Source organism: Sphingopyxis sp. 550B, from assembly GCF_057401805.1.
Genome location: NZ_CM171610.1, coordinates 2,765,908 through 2,786,624, shown reverse-complemented (window position 1 = coordinate 2,786,624; position 20,717 = coordinate 2,765,908). Strand labels below are relative to the sequence as shown.

13 protein-coding genes, 1 tRNA gene, 1 pseudogene and 1 riboswitch are annotated in these 20,717 nt (G+C 64.9%); of the genes and pseudogenes, 6 read left to right on the top strand and 9 right to left on the bottom strand.

Going from position 1 to position 20,717, the window contains the following annotated elements:
* The first annotated feature begins 138 nt into the window (after positions 1-138).
* Both AC2S9W_RS13060 and AC2S9W_RS13055 read left to right on the top strand, forming a co-directional pair.
* On the top strand, positions 139-2,520 hold the full coding sequence (locus AC2S9W_RS13060) for a membrane-bound PQQ-dependent dehydrogenase, glucose/quinate/shikimate family (protein ID WP_486572085.1): 2,382 nt from the start codon (positions 139-141) through the stop codon (positions 2,518-2,520).
* A 9-nt stretch (positions 2,521-2,529) separates the two neighbouring features.
* Positions 2,530-3,486: a cation diffusion facilitator family transporter gene (locus AC2S9W_RS13055; RefSeq protein ID WP_286750054.1), complete on the top strand. Its 957-nt coding sequence runs from the start codon at positions 2,530-2,532 to the stop codon at positions 3,484-3,486.
* A gap of 21 nt (positions 3,487-3,507) precedes the next feature.
* Here the strand turns inward: AC2S9W_RS13055 and AC2S9W_RS13050 are convergent, their stop codons facing one another.
* Entirely contained in the window at positions 3,508-5,685 is a 2,178-nt protein-coding gene (locus tag AC2S9W_RS13050) for a M3 family metallopeptidase (protein ID WP_486570995.1), read from the bottom strand.
* A 193-nt stretch (positions 5,686-5,878) separates the two neighbouring features.
* Here AC2S9W_RS13050 and AC2S9W_RS13045 point away from each other — a divergent pair, with 193 nt between their 5' ends.
* Positions 5,879-6,340, top strand: coding sequence for a hypothetical protein (locus tag AC2S9W_RS13045; protein WP_486570994.1), 462 nt, complete (start codon positions 5,879-5,881; stop codon positions 6,338-6,340).
* 96 nt (positions 6,341-6,436) lie between these two features.
* Here AC2S9W_RS13045 and AC2S9W_RS13040 read toward each other — a convergent pair.
* From AC2S9W_RS13040 to AC2S9W_RS13030, 3 genes and pseudogenes are all read right to left on the bottom strand, one after another.
* Positions 6,437-6,757 (bottom strand): annotated as a pseudogene (locus AC2S9W_RS13040) (ATP-binding protein); the annotation flags it as partial.
* 384 nt (positions 6,758-7,141) lie between these two features.
* Entirely contained in the window at positions 7,142-7,570 is a 429-nt protein-coding gene (locus tag AC2S9W_RS13035; protein ID WP_486570993.1) for a hypothetical protein, read from the bottom strand.
* A 405-nt stretch (positions 7,571-7,975) separates the two neighbouring features.
* A tRNA-Lys gene (locus AC2S9W_RS13030) sits at positions 7,976-8,051 on the bottom strand.
* A 236-nt stretch (positions 8,052-8,287) separates the two neighbouring features.
* Between AC2S9W_RS13030 and galE (AC2S9W_RS13025) the strand changes: the two genes are divergently transcribed.
* Entirely contained in the window at positions 8,288-9,304 is a 1,017-nt protein-coding gene (galE, locus tag AC2S9W_RS13025) for a UDP-glucose 4-epimerase GalE (RefSeq protein WP_486570992.1), read from the top strand.
* On the opposite strand, the gene AC2S9W_RS13020 is transcribed toward galE (AC2S9W_RS13025), so the two are convergent.
* From AC2S9W_RS13020 to AC2S9W_RS13000, 5 genes are all read right to left on the bottom strand, one after another.
* Positions 9,301-9,873, bottom strand: coding sequence for a TMEM165/GDT1 family protein (locus AC2S9W_RS13020; RefSeq protein ID WP_486570991.1), 573 nt, complete (start codon positions 9,871-9,873; stop codon positions 9,301-9,303). The genes galE (AC2S9W_RS13025) and AC2S9W_RS13020 overlap by 4 nt on opposite strands.
* A 98-nt stretch (positions 9,874-9,971) precedes the next feature.
* Positions 9,972-10,074: riboswitch (yybP-ykoY riboswitch) on the bottom strand.
* Positions 10,051-10,290, bottom strand: coding sequence for a hypothetical protein (locus AC2S9W_RS13015; RefSeq protein ID WP_424539507.1), 240 nt, complete (start codon positions 10,288-10,290; stop codon positions 10,051-10,053). It overlaps the preceding riboswitch by 24 nt.
* A complete protein-coding gene (locus AC2S9W_RS13010) occupies positions 10,290-14,468 on the bottom strand; it encodes a translocation/assembly module TamB domain-containing protein (RefSeq protein WP_486570990.1) in 4,179 nt (1,392 codons plus the stop codon). The genes AC2S9W_RS13015 and AC2S9W_RS13010 overlap by 1 nt, the downstream gene beginning before the upstream one ends.
* A 47-nt stretch (positions 14,469-14,515) precedes the next feature.
* Positions 14,516-16,807 (bottom strand): autotransporter assembly complex protein TamA, encoded by a 2,292-nt coding sequence (locus AC2S9W_RS13005; protein WP_486570989.1) that lies wholly within the window; start codon positions 16,805-16,807, stop codon positions 14,516-14,518.
* 146 nt (positions 16,808-16,953) lie between these two features.
* Positions 16,954-18,456, bottom strand: coding sequence for a protein adenylyltransferase SelO (locus AC2S9W_RS13000; protein ID WP_486570988.1), 1,503 nt, complete (start codon positions 18,454-18,456; stop codon positions 16,954-16,956).
* 112 nt (positions 18,457-18,568) lie between these two features.
* On the opposite strand from AC2S9W_RS13000, the gene galE (AC2S9W_RS12995) reads away from it, so the two are divergent.
* Together galE (AC2S9W_RS12995) and AC2S9W_RS12990 are read left to right on the top strand one after the other, a co-directional pair.
* Positions 18,569-19,600, top strand: a complete 1,032-nt coding sequence (gene galE, locus AC2S9W_RS12995; protein ID WP_486570987.1) for a UDP-glucose 4-epimerase GalE — start codon at positions 18,569-18,571, stop codon at positions 19,598-19,600.
* 4 nt (positions 19,601-19,604) lie between these two features.
* Complete coding sequence (locus tag AC2S9W_RS12990) at positions 19,605-20,609, top strand: NAD-dependent epimerase/dehydratase family protein (RefSeq protein ID WP_486572084.1); 1,005 nt, start codon at positions 19,605-19,607, stop codon at positions 20,607-20,609.
* The last annotated feature ends 108 nt before the right edge of the window (positions 20,610-20,717 follow it).

Sequence of the window (20,717 nt, the reverse complement as noted above, 5' to 3'; positions counted from 1 at the left end):
CGGCCGAGCCTGCCGCGATGCTCCATTCCCGAGGCAAATCTCGAGCCAGCGATGCATCGTTCGTCGGCGCAGTGCGTTGCACCGCAGGGCGCATCCGCCCCGACAGTGAAGGATATGGCGATGAATCGGCTACGCCAGATGTTCCCCGCTCCGCTCCTGACCCTGATCGCCGGGCTGATCGTCGCGGTCATCGCGCTGGTCCTGCTGATCGGCGGCGTCTGGCTCGCCGCGCTCGGCGGATCGGCCTATTATCTGGTGACCGGCGTCGCGATGCTCGCCGCGGGCCTGCTGCTGATGCGCGGGCGGTTGCTCGGCGGCTGGATCTATGTCGCCGTCGTCTTCTTCACCCTGCTCTGGGCCTTCTGGGAGGTCGGGGGCAATGGGTGGGCGCTGGTGCCGCGGGTCGTCGCGCCGGTCGTGCTGCTGGTCCTCGTCCTGTTCGCGATGGCCGCGCTGTCGGTCCGCCCGCACCGCTGGCGGCTCGCGCTGGCAAGCAGCGCCGTAGCCGTTCTGCTCTGCGCGGCGGGCGGCGCGATGCTCGGCTGGCTCAACACCGCGCGGCCGCTGCAGCCGCTTCCCAGCCCGCGCTGGGCGATGGCCGATCCCGCGCCGATGCAGGCCGGTACCGACTGGCCCGCCTATGGCGGTACCTACAGCGCGCGGCGCTATTCGCCGCTGGCCCAGATCACCCCGGCCAATGTCGGCAAGCTGAAGCGCGCGTGGACGATCCATACCGGCGACCTGCCCTCGTCGAAGCGCGTGCGCGGCACCTATGGCGCGGAGAATACGCCGCTGAAGGTCGGCGACAGCCTGTATGTCTGCACGCCGAAGAACATCGTCCTGTCGCTCGACCCCGCGACCGGCAAGCAGCGCTGGCGGTTCGACCCCAAGGTATCCGACGATGCGATCCCCTATACCGCCGCCTGCCGCGGCGTGAGCTATTATGCCGTGCCCGGCGCCGCCGCCGAACAGGCGTGTGCGCGGCGGATCATCTTCGGCACGCTCGACGCGCGGCTGTTCGCGCTCGACGCCGCTACGGGGCGGCCGTGTCAGGATTTCGGCGCCAACGGCCAGGTCGATACCAAGATCGGCATGGGCGACACGCCGCCGGGCTATGTCTCGATCAACTCGCCGCCGACCATCGTGCGCGGCGTGGTGGTGACCGGGCACCAGGTGCTCGACGGGCAGGACCGCTGGGCGCCATCGGGCGTGATCCGCGGCTTCGACGCGGTGACCGGCAAGCTCCAATGGGCGTGGGACATGATGCACCCCGACTGGGACGGCTATCCTCCGCCGGGACAGACATGGGCGCGCGGCACGCCGAACATGTGGACGATCGCATCGGGCGACGAGCAGCTCGGCCTCGTCTACCTGCCGATGGGCAATGCCGCCGCCGATTATTATTCGAGCCTGCGCCGCCCGGCCGAGAACGACTATGCGACCTCGCTCGTCGCGCTCGACGTGACGACGGGCAAGCCGCGCTGGCGCTTTCAGGCGGTGAAAAAGGACGTCTGGGACTATGATTTCGGGGCGCAGGCGACGCTGATCGACTATCGGAGCGCGGGCGGGACGGTCCCCGCGCTGGTTCTGCCGTCGAAGCAGGGCGACGTCTATGTACTCGACCGGCGCACCGGCCAGCCGTTGACCCCGGTCGGCACGATCAAGGCGCCCGGCGGCGGGGTCGAGCCCGCCGAGCGGTCGCCGACGCAGATCGTGTCGCTGTGGCATACGCTGCGCAAGCCGGACCTGACCGAGCGCGACATGTGGGGCATGTCGCCGATCGACCAGATGATCTGCCGCATCCAGTTCCGCAAGGCGAGCTACAAGGGTTTCTTCACCCCGCCGACGAGCAACGGCCGCTCGATCGAATATCCGGGGTATAACGGCGGCACCGACTGGGGCGGCGTCGCGGTCGATCCGGTGCGCGGCGTGATCGTCGCCAACTATAACGACATGCCCAACTATGTCCGCCTCGTCCCCCGCGCCGAGGCCGACCGGAAGGGCTGGGCACCGCGCGACCAGGCCCGCGGCGAGATCGGCGGCCCCGAAGGCGCGGGCGACCCGCAGGCCGGTACGCCCTATGCGATCGACGTCAATGCGGGCTGGCGCCTGCCCTTCACCGGCATGCTGTGCAAGCAGCCGCCCTATGGCGGCATCCGCGCGATCGATATCGCGACCGGCAAGACGATCTGGGACCGCCCGCTGGGCACCGCGCGCACCAACGGGCCGTTCGGCATCCCGTCGATGCTGCCGGTAACGATCGGGACGCCGAACAACGGCGGAGCGGTGGTCACCGCGAGCGGGCTGATCTTCATCGCCGCCGCGACCGACAATCTGATCCGTGCGATCGATCTCGCCACCGGCAAGACCGTCTGGTCCGACGTGCTGCCCGCGGGCGGGCAGGCGACTCCGATGACCTATGAGGCGAACGGTCGGCAATATGTCGTGATCTACGCCGGCGGCCACCATTTCATGGAGACGCCGATCGGCGACGAGGTCGTCGCCTACGCCTTGCCGTAATCCACCGCCATGGCCGACGGTCCGCGCATCGGGCACATCAAGGCGAACATCGTCCTTTACGGGGCATTGTTCGCCAACCTCGGCATCGCCGCCGCGAAGTTCTTCGCGGCGGCGATCAGCGGTTCGTCGTCGATGCTGTCCGAAGGAGTGCACTCGCTCGTCGACAGCGGGAACCAGCTTCTGCTCCTTTACGGCCAGGCGCGGGCGAAGCAGGCGCCCGACGATCAACATCCCTTCGGCTATGGCCGCGAACTCTATTTCTGGGCGTTCGTCGTCGCGATCCTGATCTTCGCGGTCGGTGCGGGCATTTCGATCTATGAGGGCTGGACGCATATCGCCGCGCCCGAACCGCTGCGCGATCCGACGATCAACTATATCGTCCTCGGGATCGCCTTCCTGCTCGAAGGGGCATCGTGGACGATTGCGGTGCGCCAGTTCGACGCCGGCCGCAATGGGCTGGGCTGGTGGCAGGCGATCCGGCGGTCGAAGGACCCCGCCGGCTTCATCGTGCTGTTCGAGGATAGCGCGGCGCTGGCCGGGCTGGTCATCGCGGTGGCCGGCGTCTGGCTGAGTCATGCGACGGGCGACGCGCGGATCGACGGGGTAGCCTCGATCCTGATCGGCCTGATCCTGGCGGCGGTCGCCGCGCTGCTCGCGCGCGAATCGAAGGAGCTTCTGATCGGTGAAGCGGCCGATCCGGCGCGGATCGCGATGATCTGGCGGATCGTCGAGCGGCGGCGCGAGATCAGCGCCGTCAACCATGTCCGCACCATCCACACGGCGCCCGATTCGATCTTCGTGGCGGTCAGCGCCGATTTCGAGGATGCGCTGACGATGGGAGACGGCGAGCGCCTGATCGAGGAGATCGAGGCCGAACTGAAGGCCGCGTCACCCGATATCAGCTCGATCTACATCCGCCCCGAAAAGCGCCGGGACGCGGTCCTTCAGCCGCGCCCCAAAGCCTGAACCCGGCGGTCGGCGTGTCCGCTATCTGGCCAGTTGCAGTTCCGCCCGATAGGCGTCCACCGTCCAATCGCGGCCAAGGAAATTCCTGGCGAGTTGATTCATCGAAGCCGACCCGCCGGGGGCGAGGATGAGATCGCGGTAGCGCTTCGCCGTGGCCGGATCGCGCAGGCCATGTTTGCGGAACTCGCTCAGCAGGTCGCTCGAAAGCGCCTTGGACCATTGATAGGTGTAATAGGAGGCGCCGTAGCCGGTGAGATGGCCGAAAGCGGCATAGCCATGCGTGCCTTCGGGATCGGGAGCGAGAGCGTAGCGATTATAGGCCGCGTCATAGACCGCGGCCAGATCGCGATCCTTGGGAACGCCCGAATAGAAAGCGAGCGAGGCGCCGGCATAGCCGAGCTGCATCATCGTCCCGAACGCTTCCCCAAAACGGCGGCTGACGTTCATCTTCTCCACCAGAGCGGCCGGGATCGGTTCGCCCGCCGCGTTGGTCGCGAACCGCTTCAACGTGTCGTAATCCCACACCCATTCCTCGAGCAGCTGCGATGGCGCCTCGATGACGTCATTCTCCAGCTCCATCGGATTTTGCGCCGCATAATCCTGCCCGCCGGCGAAGATCCAGTGCAGCAGATGCCCGAATTCGTGGAGGAAAGTGACGACGTCGCTATGCTCCATCAGCCCGTTCGGCACGTTAAGCTCCAGCACCGCGGCGGGCAGCACGCGATTTTTGATGCCGAATCGCAGCGGAGCCATCTGGGCATGGGTGAACTTGCCGTCGCGCGGATGCATGTCGAGGTAGAAGCGGCCGATCACCGCCCCGTCCTGCACCATTTCGAACGCGCCGACATCGGGATGCCAGACCTCGGTTGCCCACGGCCGGATTTCGACGCCGAACAAATCCCGCGTCAGGTCGAAAATGCCGGCCTGCACCTTGTCGAACGCGAAATATTGACGGACCTGCTCCGGATCGACCGCATAATCCTCCTTGCGGATGAGCCGCAGGGCGTAACTGCTGCTCCAGGAGCCGAGCGAGGCAAGTGACGGATCGTCCTTGTGCAGCCGGGCCAGCATCCGCCCCGCCTCGGCCTCGCCGATCGGCCGGGCCACGCGGTCGATCTCGTCGAGAAAGGATCGCACTCGTCCGGGATTTTCCGCCATGCGATTGGCGAAGTCGTAGCCCGCGAAATCGCGATAGCCCAGCAGGCCGGCGAATTGGGCCCGATCGTCGATGAGCCGCCGCAGCACCGCGTCGTTGGCCGGATAGGCGCGGTCCGCGAAGGCCGTCATCACGCGCTTCCGCACGTCCACGCGGTCGGCATAGCGCAACAGCGGCATGACGTCGGGATAGCTCATGCCGATCTGCACCAACCCGTCCGCGCCGGCCGGACGCGCCGCTAGCCAGTCCTGCGGCATACCCGCAAGCTCTTCGGGGGTCGCCGTGACGGTGCGGGTGTCGGCAGAGATATTCCCCTCGAACTCGATCGATGCGGCGGTGATGCCATTCTGAAGCTCGCCGATGCGCGCCCGCGTCGCCGCGTCCTTGTCGACGCCCAGGCGGCGATAGGAATCGAGCTGGCGGTCCACCATATAGCGCAGGGCGGGCGAAATATCCGCCTTTCCGACCGTCAGCAGGCGTTCATAGATCGGCCGGGACATGCCCAGATCGACCAGCACCGCGCTGGCGCGCTGAAAACAGTCCTCGGCCGCCTTGCGGATCGCCGCATCGGGGTTCGTGTCCTTGATAACGCCCGGTTCGGTATAGGCGGTGGTGAAAGCAAGATTATAGAGGTCGTCATAGGCGGCAAGCAAATCCAGCGGCTCGGTCGACAGCGGCATCGCCTCGACACGCGCGCGCAGGCTCGCCAGCGCATCGAGACGGGTGTCGCATTGCGCGGCAACCTCGGCGGCGCTCTTCGGCGCCACGCTGATGGCTCCGATGATGCGGTCGGACATGGGTTGATAGTCCGCGCCGAGCGCCGGCATCGCCGTTCCACTGAGCAGGAGTGGAAACGCAAACGAACGCAGCATCGACATGATGGTCTTCCCCCTTGAAATGGCTTCGATGCGGGTCCGCTCCATCGACCGTCGCCGTCCGCTCGTATCTCCCTTCTGGCTCGCTAGCGCACTCCGGCCGGGCTGGCGCTGGAAATTTTTGCGTATATTTTCCAATCCATAGTTCCTACACGCTTTTTCGCTCAATAGACGTCGATTATCGCAAAGTAAGAGCGTGAACGCAGCCAGCTCCACCAAAACCCATGACCCCCATTTCAAGGTCGATTATTGGTCCGCGGAATCGATCCTTCGCCATCCGGATTTCCCGCACGCGCGCAGAGCCTATTTCGACAAGGTTCTGGCACTCTACGGCGACGATCCGTTCCTCAACAAATTGCTGATGGAGGCGGTGCGGATCGTGGTCTTTGCCGTAGCCATCTGCATGGAGGCCGGATATCGTCCGAACGATCGGGACACATGGCCGACGATCGGCAACCTCAAAAAGGCGCTGGCGCTGTTCGGCCTCGCCAGCCCGCGGCGGATCGAACAGATCGTGGGGAGGCTGGTGCAGACCGATTTCCTCGAAAGCCGTGTCTCGCCACTGGACCGGCGCGCGCGCCTGCTGATCCCGACCGCCAGGATGCTGGCGCACGATCAGGACTGGCTGATCGCGCATTACGCGCCGCTGGCTGTGCTGTTCGGCGAAAGTGATTATGCCCTTCCGCTGAAGGGGGACAAGGCGTTCCAGCGGGCGCAGCGGCAGGTTGCGACCGGCATATTTGTCAAACGGCGTTCAAAAGGGACCCCCGATCGGCGTCGAAGAGGGACCCCCTTTTCGGATAATATGATGCTGGTTTGTTGAAGATGGCCTTGCGCTGCGTGCGGCGGAGGGCGGGCGTAGCCCGACCGGAGGCGCGCGCAGCGCAAGATAGATTTTTGAAGGCGCCGAAGGTGGCTGTCAGCTGCGGTTTTTGAAGCGCCAGCTGTCGTTGCCCGTCTCGACGATATCGCAGTGGTGGGTGACGCGGTCGAGCAGCGCCGTGGTCATCTTGGGATCGCCGAACACGGTCGGCCATTCGCCGAAGGCGAGGTTCGTGGTGATGATGACGCTGGTCCGCTCATAAAGCTTGCTGATGAGGTGGAACAGCAACTGCCCTCCCGAGCGGGCGAACGGCAGATAACCGAGCTCGTCGAGCACGATCAGGTCGAGCCGCGACAGCTGCGCCGCCAGGGTCCCGCCTTTGCCGATCCGGGTCTCCTCTTCGAGGCGTGTCACCATCGACGCGGCCCGCGCCGGCAAGGTCGCTGCCGTCAACGCGCTCGACAAGATGGCCCGCGCGGCTCGCGCCGGTGAGGACTGACCCAGCCTGAATATTTCGAGATTCCGTGATGTTTGGAGCTGTGCCGGTTAATTGTCGCGATGGGGCCTATATACCTGACGTTAATCGTGCCGGGCTAAAGCGGTCATCAACTGAGACGTGCGTTCTCAACTCCCAGTTGAAATATGCGCCCACGCATTGTACATAGATACCAGACAGCTTGAGAGGTGGAACCGCTACCCACGCACTTCGAGCAATCGGAGTAGAGGCTTCGGGCCTAGAGATCGCGCTTTGCAACGCGCTCAAGCTACCTAAATGGGGTCGGGTAAAACCGGCCCCATTTTTCATATGACGATGTGCAATCGGTTGGCCGCGCGGCGTTGATTTACCGTTTCCTGATTGATCGAGTAAGCCGTCCGCACGTTGTAGCTCCCGAACCTGTTAAGCTGGAAGCCAATCGCAACCAAGGCATGAGGATTTGGAGCTTCGGCTGGTAGGGGCTTCACCAGATAGAAATTGTCACCGTGCTTTGGATCCTGCCCCACATAAAGAGGGCCGGTCACAATCTCGACGAGGCATGCCATGATGAACGGATAGTCTGCCGCATGGTCGAGGGCGATGTGCTGGTGGGCGATCTTGCTCAGCCACACTTCGCCTGCCTCAAGTTCCGTCCCAAGGGCCAAATTGATCTTTTCGAACGGAAGATCGCCGATCCGAATCGCAGGATAGGTTATCACCTTGAAGCGCGTCTCTTTTCGATCACCCTGCTGCACCCTCGCTGTCTCCCAGATCATCCTGGGTTGGGTCGCATAACATCGTCACAGCCATATGGGAAAGGCGCAATCGCTCCCTGCTGATCGTCCACACCGCCACCGGACAAGCGCGCTTAGTTAGTTTGACGGGCGCTCCAATTGCGCTGGTTGCCGAGCATAGCGTCAATCGGCGCGATGTTCATACTGGCTCAATTGCGACAGTTTCCCTCAATAGAGGGAAGGTGGGGCAAATTTGCCCGACCTCGATAACTCCGCAGATTTACGGCCTTCCGATCAAGAGGCAAATTTGCCCTTTGAAACGGATCGTCTGACCGACCGCTTGTTACCTTGTATGTTACCTAGATGCGAAAGGTGAAAACCGCCTCGCTCGCAGTGCCCATAAAACCTTTTAATGTCATAGTGTTATGGTGAGCCCTGCTGGGTTCGAACCAGCGACCTACTGATTAAAAGTCAGTTGCTCTACCGACTGAGCTAAGGGCCCGTTGCCATTCGCGGCACCGCCCGGCAGCGGGCGGAACCCTTTTGCTGCGAAGCGAGCGGCCCGCTATCATGGCCTAACCCTCCGTGCAATAATATTGTTCAATATCCTTTACGGGCACGCCGGCATTTCTCCCATCGATGTATGAGGAAGTTTCCCCAGCGACGGGAAATCCCTATTAGCGTTTGACCAATATAGAGGATTTCGTTCCCATGGATCAGTGAGCGAATGGAGATGCGATGAAGGTTCTTCTGACGGGCGGCGCGGGCTATATCGGCAGCCATTGCGCGGTCGCCTTGATCGCTGCGGGGCATCAGGTCGTCGGTTTCGACAATCTGTCGAACAGCAGGCCGCAAGTCGTCGAGCGGGTCGAAAGCATCACCGGCACGCGCATTCCGCTGGTCGTCGGCGACATTCGCGACCGGGAGGCCGTCCGCCGCGCCCTGACCGATCATGCCATCGAGGCCGTCGTGCATTTCGCCGGGCTGAAAGCGGTCGGGGAATCGGTCGAAAAGCCGATTCTCTATTACGATAACAATGTGCGCGGGACGCTGGCCCTCGTCGAAGCGATGGCCGAATGCGGTGTCCGCCGCCTCGTCTTCTCATCGAGCGCGACCGTGTACGGCCAGCCGCAATATCTGCCGCTCGACGAGACCCATCCGACATCGGCAACCAACCCTTACGGCCGGACCAAGCTGATGATCGAGGAGATGCTGGGCGACATCGCCGCCGCCGATCCCGGCTGGCGCATCGGCGTGCTGCGATATTTCAACCCGGTCGGTGCGCACGACAGCGCGCTGATCGGCGAGGATCCGAACGGCATCCCCAATAATCTGATGCCCTTCATCAGTCGCGTCGCCGCGGGCCGGCTGCCCGAACTGTCGGTGTTCGGCGACGATTACGATACCGCCGACGGCACCGGCGTGCGCGATTATGTGCATATCGTCGACCTGGCCGAAGGGCATGTCGCAGCGCTGGCAGCGTTGACGACCATCGACCGGCCGCTCTCGATCTGGAACCTCGGCACCGGTCAGGGCTATTCGGTCCTCGACATGATCCGCAGCTTCGAGCGTGTGAACGCCGTCTCGATCCCCTATCGCATCGCGCCGCGCCGCCCGGGCGACGTGGCGACCTGCTACGCGAGCCCGGCCAAGGCGCGCGACGAACTGGGCTGGCAAGCCAGCCGCGGACTCGACGCCATGTGCGCATCGGCCTGGCGGTTCGAGCGCATGCTGGCGACGCGCAACAGCGGTTAGCCGATCCAGCCCGCGGTCTGCACAAGAACCCACAGTCCTATGATCAGGAACAGGCCAGCGGCGATCAGCCGCACCTTGGCGAGGTCGATACGCTTTAGCAGCTCGTGGCCGAGGAAGATGGCAGGAACATTGGCGATCATCATGCCGAGAGTCGTACCCGCCGTCACGCTAACTACATCGTGAAAGCGCGCGCCCAGGGCGATGGTGGCAATCTGCGTCTTGTCCCCCATCTCGACGAGAAAGAAGGCGACCAGTGTCGTCAGGAAGGCGCCGAAACGCGGCCGCGGCGCCTCTTCGTCGTCGAGCTTGTCGGGGATCAGCGTCCACGCCGCCATGGCGATGAAAGAGAAGCCGACCGCGTAGCGAAAGACCGGACTGTCGAGGAAAGCGGCGGCCTGCGCGCCAAGCAGTGCAGCGAGCGCGTGATTGGCCAGTGTCGCGACCAGGATGCCGAATATGATCGGCAGCGGACGCCGAAAGCGCGTCGCAAGCAGCATGGCGAGAAACTGGGTCTTGTCGCCGATCTCGGCCAGCGCGACCACTGCGGTCGAGGTGAACAGGGCTTCCATGAAAAGACACTCCGGGGCCGGGCGGCGCAGCGAACTCCAACGGTCATCGTACCCCGCCGCCCGGCCCGGACGTGGGGTCGATGCCATTGGTCTCGCCCAAGCGGTGTCCCGCTTCCATCGCGCCACGACCTCTCGGCCGAGTATGTTGACGCGGTGGCCCGTCGGATCGACGGCTGGCTACTCCCCAGATGACGGCGGCGGGGTAGCCGCCTTGTCGTCGGTTGGCAAGGCGGAACTGCCCCCTTCCGTTTCGCCCGCCGCGCGGGCGGCTTTTTCGGATGCCGCCACGGCGGCATCCATGGCTTTCGCGCGCGCCTCTATTTCGCTGGCGGCCGCGTCGTAGCGGGTGTCGAAATCGGGCTCCCGATCGCAGGCCGCGAGCAGAAGGATCGGCAGGATCACGAGGGCGCGAGCCATCAATAATCCTTGCGATAGCGGACGCTGAGGTTCGACTGCCCCGAACCGCCGGCCTGGCTGAGCAGCGACAGGGCGCGGGTCAGGCTGATCTCCAGCTGGGTCGCGGTATAGCCGCGCGCGTCGGTGATCACCTCCAGATAGATGTCCTTCGAAATATATTGTCCCGCGGCGAGCGCGGTGCCGCGCCCGACGGTGTCGTCGGGGCCGAGCACGCGCAACCGGTCGATTCCCGTCGCCGATCGCAGGGCGCCGAGCGGGCTGAGCCCTCCCCCGCCGCCACGCAGCGTGTTGAGCGAAGCCGCGAGCTGGACGGCCTGCAAAGGCGACAGCGTGGTGATCGAGTCGCCGAACAGGATGCGCGAGAGGATTTCGTCCTGCGGCAGGCCGGGAACGCTGGAGAATGTCACCTGCGGATTCATCGCGCGGCCCGAAACATTGACGTTCACCGTCACCGTCTCGATCGTGTCGGTGGCGAGAAGCTGGATCGACGGGTCATAGGCATCGCCGGTCGGGAAGGTCACCTTTCCTTCCTCCAGGTCGAAGGAGCGCCCGGCGAAGCCCAGCGTACCGCGTACCAGTTCGATGTCGCCGGTCACGCGCGGCGCCTGCGTCGTGCCCTTGAGCGTGATGTCGGCCTGCCATTCGGACTCGAGTCCCATGCCGCTGACATAGACCTCGTCGCCCGCGCGCAGGCGGATATCGAGGCGGATCAGGTCGAACAGGCTGCCGCCTGCTGCCGCAAGCCCGTCGCCGCTGATACGGCGCCGGCCCGCCGGCGGTTTCCGGCGCACACCGGTCAGCACCGGGACGCTCGCCGCCCCTTCGCGTACGATGCGATAGCGGGTTTCGGGGAGGCGCAGATCCCCCGACAGCAGCGCGGTCTGGCCCGCGACCTTGTCGAGCGTCAGATTGCCGGTCGCCCGCGCCGCGATATTGTCGCTGCGCGCGAGACGCGCATTGTCGAGCGTCGCCTCGACATGCATCGGGTAGCCGTCCGCCGCGGCGAGGCTGACGAACCCCTTGGCCTTGACGGTGCCGTCACCCGCGGTCGCGGCGAGATCTTCGATTTCGAGACGGTTGCCGGTGAAACGGCCGTTGACCGCCATGTTGGTCAGCCGCGTGCCATAGGTCTGGTTCTCATAGACCATGTCCTTGCCGCGTATGACGCCGTTGAGGCAGGGGTCGGCGACGCGACAGCTGAAATCGGCGGCAACGGCGATCGGACCGGAAACCCCCTGATCGGCGGGGCCGAAGAAGGAATAGAGCGTATCCGCCGGACCGTTGTAGCGCAGCCCGCCGCCGAGCGGCGCCGCCTGCAACCGCGTCGTCCACGGGCCGACCTCTGGCCCGAGCGGCCGCAGCGAGGCTTGCAGGCGTCCGATCACGGTGCCGCGCTTGCGCATCACCGCCCGCGCCTCCCCACCATCGGGGAGCAGTTTGCCGACGAAGTTGACGTCGACCGGCTGGCTCACCGATGCGGCGCTGGTACGGGTGAAGTCGTTGATCGTCAGCCGGGCATCGGCGCGCGGAAAGGCGTCGGCATTCGCCTGCGCGAAGTCGAGACTGCCGGTCGCGTGGCCGCCCAGCCCCATATCCGGATAGATGGCATTGAGCAGCGCCATGTTGACGCGGTCGAGCCGGCTCTGGAGCATGATGCCCTCTCCAAAGCGTCCCGCGACACGCGCGCTGCTGCCGCGTCCGAGGTCGATCGTCGTCGGTAACAGTTCATAGCCGTCCTTGCCCGGTACGATGCGCGCGGGTGACACGGTCCGGAAATTGACGCCGGTCGCGCGGCCCTGGACCGAGGCGCGCCACAGCTCGGGCTGAAGGTCCGCATTGGCGGCGATGCGGAACGGCACGCCGCTCGTCCCCTCGACAAGCGCCTGCGCCTTGCCGCGGCCATCGCGATAATCGATCTTCACGCGCCCGACCGCGATGTCGAATTCGCGGATACGCGTGTCGGCGAGCTGAATATCGGCGATCACGCGCGGCTGGTCATAGAGGGTGACGTCGGCGTCGACGATCGCCGAGCCGACCGCAAGCCGCGCCGGTCCGGGCAGAACGACATTGTTCGCGCGCATATTGACCGATGCCGCCTGATATTTGCCGTCGGCGCTCAGCCGGACGATTCCGCCAAGTCCCTGCCCTGCCGCGTCGAGCTGGCCGGTGAACGGTCCCGCCGCGCTCTGGACGAGGCGGCCCGTCATGCCGATGCCCGACAGATCGGCGCGTTCGACGTCGATCGTCAGCGGCCCGGCGGCGGTGAGCAGCACGACATCGGCCGACAGCGGGCCATAATCGGTCGTGCCCTTCGCGGCGAGGCGATAACCCTTCGGCGCTCCCGTGATCCGCGCTTCGAGGTCGGCGAGACCGATGCCGAGACCGGGGCGCTTCGCGGTCAGCGTCGCGCGTGGGTCGCTGATCGTTCCGGCAAGCTGGAGGCCGAGCGGGCCATATTCGCGCGAATCCGCGCGCGCGCTGAGCTGGACGCGCCCGTCGGGGGCATAGCTTCCCTGCCCGCTGACGACTCTCAGCAGCGGCGACGTCAGCCGCAGGTTGGCGAAACGGACGACTCCATCGGTGCCATAACGCACGTCGCTGGTCGCCACCGCATTGCCGCCGAGCAAGTCGCGCACGCCCGAATTGAAGAGCCGCGTCGAGCGCGCACGCACCCTGCCCGCGATTTCGAAACCGCCGCCGGGCGCCGTCTTGAGGTCGGCGTCGGTGTCGATATCGAAGATACCGACGCTTTCGATCCGGTAATCGTTGACCCGCCCGTCGATCGCGCCGGTGTAGAAGCCGCGGTTCATGTCGGCGACGATGATGGCCTTGGCATCGATGCGCGGCGAACGCAGGCGCAGATTGTCGCTGAGGATGCGCCCGTCCGCATAGGCGAGATCGCCGTCGAGCCGTACCGAAACGAGCGTTCCTCCGGCAACCGTGTCGAGCCCGCGGATGCGCGCGGCACGCCCGGCGACGGGAACGACGATCTGGTCTGCATCGACGCGCGCCTTGCCGGAGAGATTCAGCGATTCGACGACGATGTCGTTGACAGCCAACGCCTTGGCGCTCGCCTGATAATCGACGGTCGGCAGTGCGAAGGCGCCGTCGAGCCGCGCTGTCGCGCGCACGTCGTTGCCGCGTACCGCCGGCGCCAACGCGCCCGGCCGCAACAGCACGAACGCGAGTTGCAAGGCCTCATAGCGATTGGCGCCGAGATCGATGCCGCCGCTGATCCCCAGCCGAAACGCCTCGGATGCGACGCGTGCATCGAGGTCGGCCTTGCGCTCGGCCAGGCGCGCCGTCACGTCGAGGTCGGTCTGCGCCCCCAGCAGCGATGCGGCCGGGCCGTCGAACAGGCGCGAAGCCTGCGTCGTCCCTTTCGCCGCGAACGTGCCGTCGCGCGCCGACAGAGCAATGCGTGCCAGCGGCCCCGTGCCGAGATCGGCGGTCAGATTGCCATTCCACGCCTTCCAGTCGCCGCGCCCATCGAGCCGTGCGACGAGCGGCTCATCGAACCCGCCCATCGCCGCGAGCACGCCGCCTCGCGGCGCGGTGAGGTCGAGCGTCATCGCCAGCCGGTTCTTGTCCGGAACCGCGTCGAGCAGCAGCTTCAGTGCGTCGCCCTTGCCATTCGCTCCGATCGTCTCGGCATCGGCCTGCACCAGCGCGCGCCGGTCGGCGATCGCGATCTTGCCGGCGAGCCGGGCTTCCTGCCGTTCTCCCGCCACGGCGGGGGCAAAGACGATGCGATCGACCGACAGGCGCCCGACATCGATATCGATGTCGGGCAGCAGCGGCTCGCCGGTGTCGGGAACCGGCTTGAACTCGGGCAGGCGCTGAACCGTGATGATCTTGGCCGTCGCCGACCGGACGTCGACATGGTTCGCCAGATAAGCGAAGGGCCGCCAGTCGATCCGCAATTCGGGCGAGGTCAGAAAACGCCCCTTCGGGTCCGACAACGAAAAATCGCGCACGATCATCTGGCCGTAGAGCGATCCGTCGAGCCGGCCGATGCCGATCTTCATCCCGTTTTCGAATTCATATTTCTCGATCTGGGTGACCACGAAGCGTCGGCCTGCGTCGCTGTTCAGTCCCACGAGGAATAACGCCAGCAGCGCGATAATCCCGAACAGTGCGATGCTGACCCCGCGCGCGATGCGCCACGGCCGGCTCATACGCGTCCTTGCCGACCCGGGCTCAACAGGCGCAGCATCCTCCGCCATCAGAAGGCCTGACCGATCGAGACATAAACGCTGATCCGCGCTTCACCCGGCTGACGGTTGATCGGTGTCGCGACGTCGAGCCGCATCGGTCCGAAATTGGTGTAATAACGCGCACCGATTCCGGCGCCGAAACGCATGTCGGAAAAGTTCGGGGTCGAGCCGCGATAGACCTGTCCAGCGTCGACGAAGCCGACGACACCGAAATTGCCGAAACGATAGCGCGCCTCGACCGCCGCCTCGTTGAGGCTGCGACCGCCTATCGGATCATTATTCGGATCCTTGGGACCAAGCTCCTGATAGCCAAAGCCGCGTACAGACCCGCCGCCGCCGGCATAGAAGCGCCGCGACGGCGCGAGCCGCTCGCGCGCCGCGCCCATGATCGAACCGACGCGCACCCGCCCGGCGAGCACGATGCTATCGGTCACGGGATAATAGCCGCTCGCGTCGACACGCACGCGCGCATAGGGAGAGAAATGCCCGCGCATGGAGCCTTCAGGCTGGACGAGCGCGGTGATACGGAAACCCTTGGTCGGATCGAGCAGGCTGTCCGTCCGGTCCATCCCGATCTGCCCGGTCAGGCCGAATATCGTGTAGAAATCGCGGTTGCGGGCGCCGCGTGTGAAATCATAATCATCCTCGCTCGTCGCGATCAGCTCGGCACCATAGGCATAGGTCCATCGCTTCTGCCACAACGGCGTCGAATCATAGCTCCAGCGCACGCCGACCCGCCCGGTCAGCGCCTCGAATGCATTATAGTCGCTGCGCGTCGCCTCGGCGACCAGCTCAAAGGTCTTATCGCGGCGCCCGGCGTTCGAACGACGGAAGGTGACGCCCAGCCCCTGCTCCTGCGTCCCGGCAACGCCGCGCACGATCAGCGCGCCTTCGGGCGGGAAAAGGTTGCGATGCATCCAACTCCCCTCCAGCCGGATGCCCTCGCCGGTTCCATAGCCCGCGCTCGCCGCCAGCGTGCGCGGCGGGCCGGCCTGTTGCGTCACCATCATCGTCACATATTCAGTGTCGTCGCCGGCGCTCTCGCCGGTCCGCTGCGGCTCGACCGCCACTGTCGAGAAAAGGCCTGAGGCGACCATCGCCTGGCGCAGGTCGTCAACCATCCGGCTGTCGTAAAGATCGCCGCGTTCGAAGCGCGAAAGCACCGCGACATGCTCGGCATCGAAAGCCAGGTCGCCGGTCGTCTCGAAACCACCGAATCGCGCGCGCGGGCCGATCTCGACCGGCAGTGTATAGGCGCCTTCGCCAGTCGCGCCGTCGAGCAATATGTCGCGCTGTTCGACCTTGGCGAAGGGATAGCCTTCCTGCGGCAATTTGAGCGCGATCGCCGCTTCCGCCCCCTGCACCCGCTCGGCGACGATGGGTTCGCCGACCTTCAATGGGAAATTATCGTCGATCAGCCGCGGCGGCACCGTCGGGTCGGCCTTGATCGTGATTTCCGAAAACTTGTAACGAACGCCCGGCGTCACATCGACCATCGCTTTCAGCGGATCGCCCCGTTCGCGTCCGCTGCGGTCGATCCGCGTATCGACGACGGCGTCGTAATAGCCTTCCGATGCAAGGATGCGCTGCATCAGTTCGGCATCGGCGGACAGGCGCGCGCGGATCATGGCCCCATTCGCAGCCTCGCCGTCGCCATCGTAGAGCGCCGACAGGTCGTGAAACAGGTCGGCCAGATCGATGTCGGTGGACTCGTCCGCCGCGGCCAACCCGTTGACCTCCACCTTGTATCGGATCTTCACATCGTCGCGGTCGGGCTCGGATTCGGCGAATTGCACGGGTTCGACGTTGAAGCTGTCTAGCGGGGGAAGCGGCGCGGCGAGTTCGCTGTCGCTGATCGGCGCATCGCCGATCGCTTCAGCCGTATCGCCGTCGGCGAGCGCGGGAACCGGCGTACCGCCCGCTACCGGAACGGCCGCATCTTCACCCTCCTGCCGTTCCTTGGCCGCCTGCCGGCGCTCGAATTCCGCGATCGATTCGAGCGGGCGGTCGAACTCAGGATCATCCTCGGCGCCGATCGGGGGGATGGCCTTTTGGAACTCTTCGTCTTCGATGATCGGCTCGACCTGCGGCAAAGACGCCCCGGGCGGCGGGGGCGCAGGGGCTGCAATATCCTTGCTGTCGGCTTCATCGGCCTCTGCTGGCGGCACGGACGGCGCTTCGGCCTGTTGGGCGGCCACCGCGCTGCCCGCGATGACGCCCCATAGCGACACGGAAAGGGTCAGCGCCCAGCGCGCTCCCTTTATGTCACCTGATTTTCGAGATTTTTCCGGAATTTGCATCTGTTCACAACCGATGCGCACTTGTGGCTTGCCCCGCGAACCGGCGCAACCGGATTTTGCGACGGGACTGATCCCGATACGGCATCTTCATGTCGAACGGCTTTCCCGGTTGCTGGCGGCCTGTTCCCCTAACGAGCCGAAACGGGTCAGGTTCCGCAAAAGGTCGTATAGGGACCAAAGGTTTCGGGCGCCGGCTGCGCATAGACTTCCCAATCGTCACGGCTCTCGAAGGGATGACGAACGACTTCCAGCAAATCCCGCCACGGCCCCATGTCGCCCGCTTCGGCCGCTTCAAGCGCCGCCTCGACGAGGTGGTTGCGCGGGATATACAGCGGGTTCACCGCATCCATCGCCGCCGCGCGCTCCATCAGATCGACCGTCGCGAGGTCGATCCGCTTGCGCCAGTTGTCGATCCAGGACGCCATGCCATCGCGCTGGGGAAGCAGCGCCGACAGCGGCGCGTCGTCACCGCGCAGCAGCATCGCGAGCGCCCGGAAGAAAGACGTGAAATCGACCGAGTGCCGCTCGAGCGCATCGAACAGGCCGTCGAACAGGTCGGCGTCGGTCTCGCTACTAGCGACCAAACCCAGCTTCGCGCGCATCCGTGCGAACCATGCTTCGCGGAAGCGTTCGGGAACCGCCGCGACGATCGCCTTCGCCTGCTCGACATCCACCGGGTCGACAGCATGAATCGCCGGTAGCAGCGCTTCGGCGAAGCGTGCCATGTTCCAGTGCATGATTTGCGGCTGCCGCCCATAGGCATAGCGGCCGTTGACGTCGATCGAACTGAAGACGGTGTTCACAGCGAAACGGTCCATGAAGGCGCACGGACCATAATCGAGCGTCTCGCCCGAGATCGCGATGTTATCGGTATTCATCACGCCGTGGATGAAGCCGACGCCCAGCCAGTGCGCGACAAGGTCGCATTGCAGTCCGATTACCCGGTCGAGTAGCGCGATATGCGGGTTCGCGGCATCGGCAAGGTCGGGAAAATGCCGTCTAATGCTGTAGTCCGAAAGACGGATCACATGATCCGCACCGTAATGCGCGGCGAAGAATTGGAAGGTGCCGACGCGGATATGGCTGCTGGCGACGCGGGTCAGCACCGCACCGGGGTGCGCCCGCTCGCGCTGCACCCGGTCGCCTGTCGCGACCGCGGCCAGCGAGCGCGTCGTCGGCACCCCCATCGCCGCCATCGCCTCCGACACCAGATATTCGCGCAGCACCGGCCCGATCGCCGCCTTGCCGTCGCCGTTGCGCGAGAAAGGCGTCGGCCCCGACCCCTTCAATTGCAGGTCGAAGCGTGTTCCATCGGGCGCGACGACCTCCCCCAGCAGCAGTGCGCGTCCGTCGCCAAGCTGCGGCGAGAAATGGCCGAACTGGTGCCCGGCATAGGCAAACGCGAGCGGGGCCGCGCCCTCGGGAAGCGCCGCGCCCGAAAACCGGCGCGCGAGATCCTCGTCGGTCGCGCCCTGTGTGTCGATACCGAGCCGCGCCGCCAGTGCATGATTGAACGCGAGCAGCTTGGGCGCCGCGGGCATCGCCGCCTCGGCGGGCGCGTAAAAGCCCGCCATCGCATCGTGAAAGCTGTTGTCGAAGGCGATATTCATGCCGCCAATGTCGAGCCGCGCGGCGGCGATTGCAAGCATCGGCTGCGCCAACCGCGCGCGTCAGGTTAACCCCCTGTTTTCCAAAGCGTGGCAAAGAGCCTGCGTGGAAAGCCGATTGATCTTGCGTCGGCATAGCGGCACAGGAGCGGGCATGAAAATCTTCGTTACCGGCGGAGCGGGCTATATCGGCAGCCATACGCTGGTGGCGCTTCTTGCCGCGGGGCACGAGGTCTGCGTCTTCGACAATTATTGCAACAGCTCGCCCGTCGCGCTCGCCCGCGTGCGCCAACTCACCAACCGCGACCTGACCGCGATCGAGGCCGACATCTGCAACGCCGACGCCCTGACCCAGGCCGTCACCGGCTTCGCCCCCGACGCGGTGATCCATTTCGCCGGGCTGAAAGCGGTCGGGGAATCGAACGATATTCCGCTGCGCTATTATCAGACCAACGTCACCGGATCGATGAACCTGCTCGCGGCGATGGACGCCGCCGGATGCCGCCGCATCGTCTTCTCCTCTTCCGCCACCGTCTATGGCGAACCGCATTATCTGCCTTTCGACGAGGATCATCCGATCGCGCCGACCAACCCCTATGGCCGCACCAAGGCGATGGTCGAGGAGGTGATCCGCGACTGGACCGCCGCCACGCCGGGATCGTCGGCGGTGCTGCTGCGCTATTTCAACCCGGTGGGCGCGCATGAATCGGGCCGCATCGGCGAAGATCCACAGGGCATTCCCAACAATCTGATGCCCTTCGTCGCGCAGGTCGCGGTCGGGCGGCGTGAGAAATTATCGATCTTCGGCGACGACTACGACACGCGCGACGGCACCGGCGAACGCGACTATATTCACGTCGTCGATCTGGCGGCAGCGCACGTCTCGGCGATCGAATATTCGGCGCGCGCGCAGGGCTGCGAAGCGGTCAACGTCGGCACCGGCGGCGGCATTACCGTCAAGGAACTGGTCGCCGCCTACGAACGCGCCTGCGAGCGCCCGATCCCGGTCACGATCGCGCCGCGCCGGCAAGGCGACGTCGCGAGCAGCTATGCCGCGACGGGAAAAGCCGAACGGCTGCTGCACTGGCGCGCGGCGTTCGACATCGATGCGATGTGCGCCTCCTCGTGGCGCTGGCAGGCGGATAATCCGCAAGGCTATTCCTCCGCCACTGAACAGGAGTGCTGACCCCATGACCGTACTCGTCACCGGCATCGCCGGTTTCATCGGGATGCAAACCGCCGCGCGACTGCTCGAACGCGGCGAAACGGTAATCGGTATCGACAATTTCAACGATTATTATTCCGTCGCGCTGAAGGAGGCTCGCATTGCCGAACTCGAACGCCTCGGCGGGGGTAGACTCACCGTCCACCGTGCCGATATCGGCGACGAGGCGGCCTTGGCGGCGGCGTTCGCCGGTGCGGAATTTGATCGCATCATCCATCTCGCGGCGCAAGCGGGCGTACGCTACTCGCTCGACAATCCTGCCGCCTATGTCCGCTCGAACCTCGCGGGCCATGTCAACATATTGGAAATCGCGCGCCACCGCGGCGTGCGGCACCTTGTTTATGCGTCCTCCTCGTCGGTCTATGGCGCAAACAAGACGATGCCGTTTCGCGTCGAGGACCGCGTCGATCATCCGATCTCGCTCTATGCCGCAACAAAACGCGCTGACGAATTGATGAGCGAGACCTATGCTCATCTATTCCGCATCCCGCAAACGGGGCTGCGCTTTTTCACCGTCTACGGCCCGTGGGGCCGACCTGATATGGCATTGTGGAAATTCACCGCCAACATCCTCACGGGCAAGCCGATCGACGTCTATAATAACGGCGATATGCGCCGCGACTTCACCTATATAGACGATATCGGCGATGGCGTGATCCGCAGCCTCGATCACCCGCCGGTCGATGACGGACGTGAAAAAGCGGGCGGCTTCATGACGCCGCATCGCATCTACAACATCGGCAACAACCGGCCAGAGCCGCTGATGGATCTCATAAGGACGGTGGAGGAAGCCTGCGGTCGTAAAGCACAGCTTAACCTGTTGCCGATGCAGGACGGCGACGTCTACGCGACCTACGCCGATATCGACGCGATTGCGAGCGAACTCGGCTATGTGCCGAAAACGCCAATCAGCGTGGGCATACCCGCATTCGTCGAATGGTTTCGCCGCTATCAGTATCAGCACATCTAACATGATGCCCTTCGGAGTTCCACGCAGAGCTAGAGATCCGAATATCAGCAAATTATCAGCCCTCTCTGCAGCGGTTTATGCAAGCGAAAGCCCAAATTGGGGGTAGCC

Excerpts from the sequence above, each read along its gene's own strand:
- AC2S9W_RS13010 (WP_486570990.1), bottom strand. The coding sequence starts at position 14,468 with ATGAGCCGGCCGTGGCGCATCGCGCGCGGGGTCAGCATCGCACTGTTC.
- AC2S9W_RS13045 (WP_486570994.1), top strand. The coding sequence starts at position 5,879 with ATGGAGGCGGTGCGGATCGTGGTCTTTGCCGTAGCCATCTGCATGGAG.
- AC2S9W_RS13060 (WP_486572085.1), top strand. The coding sequence starts at position 139 with ATGTTCCCCGCTCCGCTCCTGACCCTGATCGCCGGGCTGATCGTCGCG.
- AC2S9W_RS13005 (WP_486570989.1), bottom strand. The coding sequence starts at position 16,807 with ATGCAAATTCCGGAAAAATCTCGAAAATCAGGTGACATAAAGGGAGCG.
- AC2S9W_RS13015 (WP_424539507.1), bottom strand. The coding sequence starts at position 10,290 with ATGGCTCGCGCCCTCGTGATCCTGCCGATCCTTCTGCTCGCGGCCTGC.
- galE (WP_486570987.1), top strand. The coding sequence starts at position 18,569 with ATGAAAATCTTCGTTACCGGCGGAGCGGGCTATATCGGCAGCCATACG.
- AC2S9W_RS13055 (WP_286750054.1), top strand. The coding sequence starts at position 2,530 with ATGGCCGACGGTCCGCGCATCGGGCACATCAAGGCGAACATCGTCCTT.
- AC2S9W_RS13020 (WP_486570991.1), bottom strand. The coding sequence starts at position 9,873 with ATGGAAGCCCTGTTCACCTCGACCGCAGTGGTCGCGCTGGCCGAGATC.
- AC2S9W_RS12990 (WP_486572084.1), top strand. The coding sequence starts at position 19,605 with ATGACCGTACTCGTCACCGGCATCGCCGGTTTCATCGGGATGCAAACC.
- AC2S9W_RS13000 (WP_486570988.1), bottom strand. The coding sequence starts at position 18,456 with ATGCTTGCAATCGCCGCCGCGCGGCTCGACATTGGCGGCATGAATATC.
- galE (WP_486570992.1), top strand. The coding sequence starts at position 8,288 with ATGAAGGTTCTTCTGACGGGCGGCGCGGGCTATATCGGCAGCCATTGC.